Raw genomic sequence first — 11,159 nt, 5'->3', positions numbered from 1 at the left:
CTATTCAGTTTTTATTTACTACCAGCCTAACACACAAATAACCTTAAAACCAGATCAGTTTTTAAGAATTTTAACTATTTTAGAGGTATAAACATAATATAGATAAACACACTAGTGTGTTTATACAATTGTTGGGTACAATTAACCAAAACCACAATGAACAGTAGTAAAATTCAAGATAAGATAATTAAAAAAGCTGTTGAAATTGGTTTAAAGACAGATATTAAAGGATATGTTTCGTCTAATTTTGAAAATCTTATTTCTACGGTTAATTCTTGGGAACAGATTGAAAAAGAATTGGAAAAAGGCCAAGGAAATGAATTAAAACCTGATAGGTATGGAAATATTCCTTTCAACGCAGTGCATTCTTCTTCAGCCTTGTGTGTGAATAACTTTGGAATATTAAAAAAGAAATTAAATGAATTTACATTTTTAAACTACTCAAGTTTTAGTAAAGCTACATTTGAGAAAAAACTACCAACAGGAATTAGCACACCAAACCTTGATTTTTATTTGGAAAATGAAAATGCTATAATAGGTATAGAATCAAAATTTACAGAAACCTTAAAGAAAAAATTACCGAATAAGGATAGAAATCTAGAGAAATATTTGAATAGAAAAAAATTGGAATACCTTCCAAAATCATTTCAAAAAATAATTAAAAATTATATTGCTAGTCCAGAAAGATTACATTTAGATGTTGCTCAATTAATTAAACATTCTATAGGATTAATAAATGCTTCAAAAAAAAGTGATAAAAATCTGAAACCAGTTCTTGTTTATATTTATTGGTTACCTGAAAACTGGATTCATTTTGACATATTCAAACAACATAATATTGAAATAAATGAATTTAAGAATTCAATTAATGAATATATTGATTTTGTCCCAATGTCATATTTAGAATTTTGGAATCATTATGGTGATGAAAAAACTTTTAAGGAATCGATTTACGAAATGAGAAAAAGATATGAACTAAAAATTTGAAAAAAATAACTGTACCCAACAACGTGTAACACGCATTGCTTCTGATTTTCCCTTCGGAAAATCCTCGCAAGTGGCAAATGCAGTTTTTTTTAAGTATTTTTATTGTTCACAACACGCAACGACGTGTTACACAAACCCGTTACCCAACATTTGAGAAAAACATACGACATAAAAATTGGAAATAAGGTTTTGATTAATAAAATCGGAGTTTTTCTCGGAATTGTCGGAGCTATACTCTCAATTTTCATCGGACTTTCAATTCTCTCAAATATACTTATGCCGAATGAAATGACAGTAGTTTACATAATTGAGTTTTTTGAGAATAAAATCTATTTGGTGCTTCTGACTTCCATTCTATTGCTTGTAATTGGAAAGCAAATAGCCGAAATTCGGAATTACAAATCATCGGAATTGACTATCGAAACGGAAAAAATTTCTTTCTTAAAAAATGGAAAATTGATTGAGATTCCTGAACCAAGACTTCATAAGATTACGGAAAGAAAAAACCGCTTATCAAAAGTGAATCTGATAAAAATAAAAACGGACACGCATAAAGAATATGATATCAAAGGAACTGAAAAAATCCTTGAACATCTGACTGAATTGTTTCCGAATAAAACTGAATTAAAAAACGTTGGGTAACAACGTGTATAGCTCATTGCGGCTGAATTCCTAATCGGAATTCATTGCAATTTGCTATCTTTCGGTTACGGCGGAAAATCCTCGCGGATTTCCCGCAACGAGCCATACACAAGACCGTTGTGCCCAATTTAAACTAACATTCGGCTGTTAATTAAAATTTCGGAATTAAGCCAAATCAATTAAATAGATAATTATCTTTACGATATGTATAGAGAAAAACTAAAATTTATTGACCTCTTTTGCGGAATTGGAGGTTTTAGAGTAGCCTTTGAGGAGGCTTGTGAAGAAAACGACATTCAACCTGATTGTGTATTTTCTTCAGACATTGACAAATATGCTCAAGAAAGTTATGAAGAAAATTTTGGCGAAAAACCTTTTGGAGACATCACCAAAATAGATGAAAACGATATTCCTGACCACGACATTCTTTTCGGCGGATTTCCCTGCCAACCTTTCAGCATCATTGGACAAATGAAAGGCTTAAACGATACACGAGGAACACTATTTTTCGATATTGCTCGAATAATCGAGGCAAAAAAGCCAAAAGCATTTATTTTAGAAAATGTCAAACAACTTGTAGGACACGACCAAGGAAAAACTTTAAAAGTAATTGTTCAATCCTTGAAAGATTTAGGTTATCACGTTCAGTACAGCGTTTTAAATGCTCTGGATTATGGTTTGCCACAAAAGCGTGAAAGAGTTGTAATAGTTGGTCACAGAGAACCAATTATGTTCACGTTTCCAAATCCCGAAAAACCATATAAATCCTTGAACGAAATTTTGGAAACCAAAGTTGACGAAAAATACTTCGCTTCCGATTTTATTCAAGAAAAACGAAAAGACAAACACAAATCTTCTTATTATCCATCAATTTGGCACGAAAATAAATCAGGTAATATTTGTTCATATCCTTATTCTTGCGCACTTCGTTCAGGAGCTTCACATAATTATCTTTTAGTAAATGGCGAAAGACGTTTGACACCAAGAGAAATGTTTAGACTACAAGGATTTCCGGATTGGTATAAAATAGTTGTTAGCGATGCGCAAGCGAAAAAACAAGCTGGAAATGCAGTTCCTGTAAATATGATAAAGGCAGTTGTCCAAAAATTACTTCCTTATGTTGCAAGCACGCTCGAACCAGCAAGCGTTTTAAGAGAATATGATTTAAAATACAATCCAAGTTAATGGCAAAACGCAATTCACCAAAATTAAGAACAGTCAATAAATCGGTTGCTGCTTTCCCATTAAACCAATTCAATTCGGATTTTCCTTATTTGCTCGGACAAGAAATCGTCTATCTTTTGGCAAGTAAAGGTCGTGGCGACCTTGAAGGTTCGGAATGGGAACAAATCTTTGCAATTTGTATTGGTGCGGATTGGAAGCCGTCAAATGTTGGTCTGGATGACGTCGTTATGGGAAACACAGCTTGGGGAGCTAAATCAGTCAAGTCTTCAGTTAAAGATTTTAAAAATCTAAAACAAATTCGACTTATTTCGGGTAGAAATTCGCCAGTCTATTCTTATGGCGGAACTATTGATATAACCGCTGACCCAAATGAACTTGGAGAACAGGTATTGGAAATTTGGAACGAGAGGGTATCTGCGGTTCGAATGAAATTCAAAAATTTAAGAACTGTAGTACTTGTAAAATCAAATGACCTTTCTCAAGTTGCCGTTTTTGAATTTGACACCATTCGATATGATGCAGAACTATACGAATTTGTATGGAACAAAGGTGGTAATCTTGAGGGATTTGTGAAAGGAACTAAAACCAAACGTTTTACTTGGCAACCACACGGTTCACAATTTACAATTCACGAGCCTGTACCTGAACAAACGCTAATATTGAAAATCAAACAACCCGAAAGATTAGACAAGAAAAAAATACTTAATGCAATAGGTTTTGACAAATCTTGGGTTACAATAGAACGGAAATAAAAACTGGGCACAACAACGGCTATAAGTAATTGCTACTTTAGGCTACTATGGAAAATTAGTGCTAAACCAAAAGTAGTCTTGTATCTGCAAAAGTCCGTTCTAAACCCACGCAACTACTCATAGCCAAGACCGTTGGCACCAATTAAAGACATAACTTTCCGAATTCAACAACTTCAAGTAACAAACATCCCTTTAAATCGTCTTCCTTTTAAAACAGAACGATGTTCAAAGAGAATTTTATTTCGGTTTCGCCAAAGAATGAACTTATAAAAAAACTCATTCCATATTACTACTTCCATAAAATTTATGATTCTGGTTTTCACAAAAATATCAACTGCTATCTGCATTATCTCCTTTTGCTTAACCATTCAAAAAAACAGTCAGATTCATTGGGATTCCAAATCGCAACTCACAATCCATAAGAAATGAACAACAAGTTTAAAATAAATATTGAAGCTGTATTACATATCCTTTTTTGGCTCTTTATCTTTAGTGCTGTTAATGTAAGTTGGACGACTGATTGGTTTGATAAAACAATACGAACTAATACGCCACCACCACTCTCCGTTTTAATATTTCCAGTAATTTTTTATAGTCATTCATTGTGGGCGATTCCTAAATTTATGAATAGGTTTAAATGGAAAACCTATGTGCTAATTTTCGTACTTATCTTCATTTTTCCAGAATTGGTTCGCTCTGGTCTTCTTACTTTGAATAATCCAGAAATTACTTTTTGGAAAGAATTTTGCAGTAGAGATAGCTTAATAGTTGGAAAACCCAATGTGCTTTGGATGGCGTTTACTTTTTCCATTGCTTATCGTTTTACAAAAGATTGGTTTGTCAAGCAATATCAAATTGAGCATTTAGGAAAACAGTTGTCCGAGCTCTTGAAAAGTAAGTCATCTGTCATTCAGCCATTAGATGAAAATGAAGCTTCTGCACTCAAACAAAAGTTGGAAGATACCTTGACCCAAAACAAGGTATTTTTGAACCAGAAACTTTCCCTTGCTGAATTGGCAAAACTAATTGATTGCTCCGATAAGAAATTATCTACGCTTCTCAACCAAAACTTACAAACCAATTTTTACGATTACATCAATTCATTTCGCATAGCTGCCTTTAAAAAAGGTGTAGCTGAAGGGAAATTAGAACAGCTTTCTATTGTGGGACTTTCTCTTCAGTGTGGTTTCAAATCCAAAAGTAGCTTTTACCGTGCATTCAAAAAGGAAACGAGAATGTCTCCTTCTCAATTTATCCAATAAACTCTTGTTTAATTCTATCTCATAGATTTTTTGAGACTCCTCTCTACCTCAAAAAACCGTCCCAATGCTTCTTTTGGGACTAACGAGACAGTAAAACCGACAAATATATCGACTTAAAACAGGAATTTTGACTTATTCAAGACCGCCTTAAATGTTCTGTCTTGAGTTTTTAAGTACCAACTAAAAAAAATCAAGCTCGTGAAAAAAACATTTTTATATATAGGTGTCGCATTAGTAGCAACTATGTTTCAGTTAGCAAAGGACATATATCCAACTACTAAATTGATTTTGAGACATCAGCTCTGTACTTATGAGTTTCAAGATGTAAAAAAGAATCTGCAAAAAAATAATTTAATAGCATATACAAATGAAAAAGAGCTTGAAACCTTTTTTATACAGATTAAAAATTCTTACTGCCAGAAAAACCAATAATTATGAAACTTCAAATTGAAAATTTAACAAAAACATATCCAAATGGCGTAAAAGCAATGGATACTATTTCATTACAAATTGGTACAGGAATGTTTGGGCTTTTGGGTCCCAATGGTGCTGGAAAATCATCTTTGATGCGTACCCTTGCCACTTTGCAATTACCAGATAAAGGGGCTATTGATTTTAATGGGTTGAATGTGCTTCAAAACCCAATGGAATTGAGAAAACAATTGGGCTACCTTCCACAAGATTTTGGTGTTTATCCAAAACAGTCCGCAAGAAAACTGTTGGATTATTTTGCGCTTTTAAAAGGTATTTCTTCAAAAAAAGAAAGGGATGAAAGTATAGAATATGTTTTGGAGCTGACAAATCTCACGGAGGTTCAAAAGAAAAATGTAAGCGATTATTCTGGAGGAATGAAACAACGTTTTGGCATTGCCCAATTGCTGCTCAATAAACCCAAATTGATTATCGTGGATGAGCCAACTGCTGGACTTGACCCAGAAGAACGCCATCGGTTTTTGAATGTGTTACGTGCCGTTGGCTCGGAACATATTGTTTTGTTTTCTACTCACATCGTGGAAGACGTTACCGATTTATGTACAGATTTGGCTATTATGAATAAGGGTAAAGTACTCAAAACGTCCACACCCAAAAAGGCTATTGAAGCATTAAATGGAACTATTTGGTCAAAAACCATTGCTTCAAGTGAGTTGGGCGATTACCAATCCAGATATGCTTTTATTTCGTCACATTATACCGAAAAAAATCATTTGGTCATAAGGATTTTTTCAAAAGGGCAACCAGATGCAACATTCAAAACAAGTAACCCCAATCTGGAAGACGTCTATTTCGTAACCTTAAACCATACTGTTTGATATGCTGTCTTTCATCTATTTATACGAACTTAAATATTGGCTACGGAAACCAATAATCTACATCTATTTTGGTGTGTTCTTTTGCTTTTCGTTGATTTCTTTTTTAGGAACTGGCGGCTTTTTTGATGAACCTATTAAAGCAACTGAAACTGTACGATTGTTGAATTCGCCACACGAACTCAACTATCTGTTTCAATATTTGGGCAAGTTGTTTCTCTTTCTTATTCCTGCCATCATAGGGACAAGTATTTATAAAGATTTTAAGCACAAAGTATATCCTGTTTTATATTCTTACCCAATTGATAAAAAAGCATATTTAACAGGAAAATTTTTAGGAGCATTTACCATTGTTGTTCTCATTGCTTTATCTACTGGAGTAGCTTTTCTATTGGGCGAATTACTTTTGGGCAATGGGAATCCAAAAATCGGACTGTTTAATATGATTGGCTATTTACAGGCATACCTCATTTTTTTAATCCCCAATCTATTTGTTTTTGGTGTTTTTGTATTTGCCATTGTGGCATTAAGCCGAAATATTTATTCAGGGTTTATACTGGTTATTTTCCTGTTTTTGTTGCAATTGATAACTGAAAACAGTTTTCAAGGAAACGATTTATTAATTGCCATTACAGACCCTTTCGGACAAAATGCTGTTGGTTTTGAAACCCAATTTTGGACATTAACCGAACAAAATACCAAGCTCATTCCAATTTATGGCACGATTTTGTTCAACAGATTATTTTGGTTGGCATTAGGTCTAATTGTTGTATTCTTTCTTTTCAAACTATTTACACTATCACAAAATGGATTTCAATTTTCTTTAAAAAAGGGGGGAAAACCTCTTAAAGTAGAGGCATTGAAAATTTCGACTGAAGAAAAAACAAACTCTAGCGTAGTCTTTGATTTTTCACTAAAGCAAAAACTTAAACTAATTTGGAAACTTTCAAATACGGATTTTAAGTATTTGGTTGCCAACCCAATGTTTTACATTTTCAGTTTTTTAGGCATTCTCTCTATAGTATTTATGCTCTTGAAAGTTACTAATGCTGGAGAAATGATAATGCTTCCATTAACCAGAATAATGCTGGCAGTACCATCATTTTTCTTTGTGACGATTATTATATTAATCTTGTTTATCTACTCTGGAATGTTGGTGCATCGTGCACGTTTAACAGGTATGGAGGCTTTAATAGACAGCACTCCGGTAAGCAATGGAGTTTTGCTGATTTCAAAAGTTATTGCCATTATTAAGGTGCAATATTTGTTATTGCTCATTTTAATGCTTTGTGGTCTAGTGCTACAAATGGCGAATGGTTTTTTTACTCTGGAAATTGGTCAATATTTATTTTATCTATTTCTGCTTACTGGAATTTCACTTATAGTCTGGGCTTTTGTTTCTGTTTTTGTTCACACAGTAGTGCCCAATCTTTACCTCGGTATTTTTATTTTACTTCTAATTTGGTTAGCAAAGGGAAGCTTTTCAGAATTGGGCATTAAAACCTATTTATTGCAATTCAATACACCACCACAGCTTATCTATAGCGATTTGAATGAGTACGGAAGTCAACTTTCAGGCTATTTTTTGGTTCAATTTTATTGGGTACTGATTGCTTTAATTCTAATTCTTTTGAGTTATTTGTTTTGGAAACGAGAACATAGCTTTTCAATCAAAGAACGCTTTCAAATTGCAAATTCTCGGTTAAATGGCACTTCAAAAATTTGTTTGAGTATTCTTTTTACAAGCCTTGTTGCATTCGGTTTTGGCATTTACAAAGCGGAACATTCCGAAAATGTTGTGAATACTAACAAAGATGTCTTAAAACAATTTGAGACACATTTTTCAAAATATAAAAACCAGTTACAACCTCGGATAACATCCATTAAAATGGCTGTGGATTTGTATCCAGAAAACAACGTTTTCAAGGCTTCTGGAAAGTACATTTTAGTGAATGAAACGAAAAAACCTATCGACACTATTCTTATCAAAACTGGATTTGACGAACACACAACTTATACTTTAAACACAGAAAATACCTTGATTGCTTCGGACAGTTTGATGAAGTTTTTTGTCCATAAACTACAGTCGCCATTATTGCCTAATGACACGTTACTTTTAAATTTCGAAATAAAAAATGCACGCAACACATTGTTTCAACGTAATTCCAGCGTGCTAAAAAACGGAACTTTTTTAAAACAGGACATTCTTCCACGACTGGGTTATTTTATTCAAAATGATAAGAAAAAGCCAAGTGATTCAACTGCACTAAATAATCATTATCAAGCCTTTGATAGCGATTTGATTGATTTTGAAGCTACTGTTAGCACTTCTGAAAATCAAACGGCAATTACGACTGGTTTTTTGCAAAAGCAATGGCAGGAAAACGGCAGGAACTATTTTCACTATAAAGCAAACAAACCCATAAAAATGGGAATGGCTTTTAATTCTGGAAAATTTAAAATCCAAAAAGACCAATGGAAGAGTATTCCAATTCAAGTGTATTATCACAATACCCACACCTATAACGTTGAGAATATGATAGCTGGATTGAAAGCTGCAATGGATTATAATTCAGAACATTTCAGTCCATATCAGCATAAAGATGTTAAAATTATTGAGTTCCCTTTAACAGAAGGTAGCTTTGCCACTACGTTTGGCAATGCTATTTTAACATCCGAAGTCCGTTTTGGAGTCAATGGGAAAAGTGATGCTAAAATCGATTTATCTTTTTATGTTTCTGCCCACGAATTGACCCATCAATGGTTTGGAAACCAACTACTGCCAAAAGATGTTCTTGGTGCTAAAATGCTCACAGAAAGTATTACCGAATATATTACCCTAAAAATTTACGAGCAACAATTTAGCAAAGAACGCGCTTTACAATTTTTGAAATTACAACGCCTTCGCTATTTAAAAGGACGCACCAAAGAAACCAAGAATGAATCGCCATTATACCTTGTAAAAGCAGAGCAGGACTACATCTCTTATGGAAAAGGAACAATAGCATTCAATACTCTTTCGCATTATTTAGGAGAAAAGAAGATGAACGACATTCTTAAATCATTTTTAGAAGCTTATCCATCTAAAATAGAAATTTATCCAACATCGTTAGACTTTCTTAAAATACTAAAACAAGAAACCCCAGAAAAGTTGCAGTACTTAATTACAGATATGTTTGAAACCATTACATTTTACGATTCAAAAATCAATTCGGCATCTATTAAACAAAACGAGAAAGGTTTTGAAGTTTCACTCGATTTTACCATAAATAAATATGGCAACCAAACTACGGCAGAATCATTATCTTTAAATGATTTAATTGAGATTGGGCTTTATGACAGCAATAATAAGCTTATAGAATTGAAACAGGTTCGCATACAAAAAGTGATTAATAGTATGGCTTTTAATACAAAAGAGAAGCCTTCAAAAATAGTAATCGACCCGAATTTTCTGACCATTGATAAGCAAATAGAAAATAATGAATTCAACTTTTAGACCAACAAAAATGAAGCAAACTATCACAACTTTAGCTATAATTTTTAGTATCTCAATAACGTTCGCTCAAAGCAACATCAAAATTCCTGATTATGTAAATTTTACAATGGATTCCTTAACAAAGGTTAGTGTACTCAATACATTTGATGCTCTTTTTACGGAACTAAAGCAAGGCACGATAAATACAGATTATCTTACTCCAAAAAACTCTGATTTAACAAAGTCAGTACTTCAAGACTTAATGGATTACGAATTGAAAAAAGATAGTATAACCTCAAAGTTAGAGGACAAGCAATTGATAAATATTTATCCGGTTTCAAAAAACGAACAGTTCCTCACTATTATTTATGACCAACCAAATGATACCAATTTACCTAAAATACAATACATATTTAATCTTGTTGCTACTACAATTAATGATAAAACCACGTTTGCAATTCCGTTGGACTACCTTACCAGAAATTGGAAAGTTGAGAAAGTAGGGAACACAACTTATCATTTCACAGACCAAATCAATGTTAAGAGAGCCGAAATATTTGACCAAAAGCATAAAATAATTGCTTCTAATTTAGGGATTATACCAGAAGAACTTGATTTCTATATGTGCGATAACTATCAGGAAATATTAAAGTTACTTGGCTTTGAATATTCATTAAACAAAAATGGAAATTACCGAAATGGCTATGGTGTAGATGCAAAAACCATTTTCTCAATTATGAACAATGAAGACTTCTCGCACGATATTCTACATTATTATTCTGGACAATTGTATGATAAAGATGATAGAAATTGGGTAACAGAAGAAGGATTAGCATATAATTGGGGAAACGCTTATTATACAGACCAAAATGGCGAAATGATAAGCCAAGAAAGATTAGTTAATGAGCTTAAAAAATATCTGTTAGAATATCCAAATACAAATATTTTTGACCTTTTTTGGAACAACACAAAAATCTTTAATCGCATCGCAACGGAAATTTCCGTTCGCTCTGTAATTTCTGGAATTATTCTCAATGAAATTGAAAAAGAAAAAGGACTTACAGGAATAAACAAAATGTTGACCTGTGGTAGAGCAAAAACAATGATAAGTTATCTCAAAGAAACAGATGAATTAATAGGTGTTAATAGAGATAATTTTGATTTAAAAGTATCTGAATTATTAGAAAAATTTTATTGAAAATAAATAGCGAGCAATTGAAGCTTCTTCAACCTAAAGAATAAGAAATAACTGGCGCTAACAAAGATCTAAGTTAAAAACCTAATCTTTTTTTTTACAATTTCGACATAAATTTCTCGTTATAAGGCAGTCCACTCTTCGCGATTGCAAATGCCTGTTTCAGCAATTTATTTGCCACTGCTATCAACGCCAGTTTTTTGCTTTTTCCCTTTGCCACTATACGCTCATAAACCTCTCGGCATGCCTTGTTGTGCTTGCATGCTGAAAACGCGCACAGGAACAATAGGTTCCTCAACTTTTTGTTGCCGACCTTGCTGATCTTGCTGCGCCCCCTTACACTGCTCCCGGATT

10 protein-coding genes are annotated in these 11,159 nt (G+C 33.2%); 9 read left to right on the top strand and 1 reads right to left on the bottom strand.

Going from position 1 to position 11,159, the window contains the following annotated elements; genetic code table 11:
• Positions 1–156: 156 nt before the first annotated feature.
• The 9 genes from ACN0TV_RS16725 to ACN0TV_RS16685 all read left to right on the top strand — a co-directional run bounded on the left by ACN0TV_RS16725 (position 157) and on the right by ACN0TV_RS16685 (position 10,808).
• A complete protein-coding gene (locus ACN0TV_RS16725) occupies positions 157–987 on the top strand; it encodes a PGN_0703 family putative restriction endonuclease (protein WP_417364440.1) in 831 nt (276 codons plus the stop codon).
• 189 nt (positions 988–1,176) lie between these two features.
• Positions 1,177–1,629, top strand: coding sequence for a hypothetical protein (locus tag ACN0TV_RS16720; RefSeq protein ID WP_417364438.1), 453 nt, complete (start codon positions 1,177–1,179; stop codon positions 1,627–1,629).
• Between the two features lie 204 nt (positions 1,630–1,833).
• A complete protein-coding gene (locus tag ACN0TV_RS16715) occupies positions 1,834–2,814 on the top strand; it encodes a DNA cytosine methyltransferase (protein WP_417364436.1) in 981 nt (326 codons plus the stop codon).
• Positions 2,814–3,566: a hypothetical protein gene (locus ACN0TV_RS16710; protein WP_417364434.1), complete on the top strand. Its 753-nt coding sequence runs from the start codon at positions 2,814–2,816 to the stop codon at positions 3,564–3,566. Before ACN0TV_RS16715 ends, ACN0TV_RS16710 begins: the two co-directional genes overlap by 1 nt.
• Before the next feature lie 623 nt (positions 3,567–4,189).
• Positions 4,190–4,828, top strand: a complete 639-nt coding sequence (locus tag ACN0TV_RS16705; protein WP_417364432.1) for a helix-turn-helix domain-containing protein — start codon at positions 4,190–4,192, stop codon at positions 4,826–4,828.
• 198 nt (positions 4,829–5,026) lie between these two features.
• Positions 5,027–5,260 (top strand): hypothetical protein, encoded by a 234-nt coding sequence (locus ACN0TV_RS16700; protein WP_417364431.1) that lies wholly within the window; start codon positions 5,027–5,029, stop codon positions 5,258–5,260.
• A gap of 2 nt (positions 5,261–5,262) precedes the next feature.
• Positions 5,263–6,138 (top strand): ABC transporter ATP-binding protein, encoded by an 876-nt coding sequence (locus ACN0TV_RS16695; RefSeq protein WP_417364430.1) that lies wholly within the window; start codon positions 5,263–5,265, stop codon positions 6,136–6,138.
• A 91-nt stretch (positions 6,139–6,229) separates the two neighbouring features.
• Positions 6,230–9,631, top strand: a complete 3,402-nt coding sequence (locus tag ACN0TV_RS16690) for a M1 family aminopeptidase (RefSeq protein ID WP_417364428.1) — start codon at positions 6,230–6,232, stop codon at positions 9,629–9,631.
• Positions 9,632–9,641: 10 nt separating this feature from the next.
• A complete protein-coding gene (locus ACN0TV_RS16685) occupies positions 9,642–10,808 on the top strand; it encodes a hypothetical protein (protein ID WP_417364426.1) in 1,167 nt (388 codons plus the stop codon).
• Between the two features lie 94 nt (positions 10,809–10,902).
• Here ACN0TV_RS16685 and ACN0TV_RS16680 read toward each other — a convergent pair.
• The coding region (locus ACN0TV_RS16680; protein WP_417364424.1) for a transposase at positions 10,903–11,159 on the bottom strand (257 nt) is incomplete at its 5' end.

Source organism: Galbibacter sp., from assembly GCF_048266365.1.
Taxonomy (GTDB): Bacteria; Bacteroidota; Bacteroidia; order Flavobacteriales; family Flavobacteriaceae; genus Galbibacter.
This window is presented reverse-complemented; position numbering and strand designations above follow the sequence as displayed.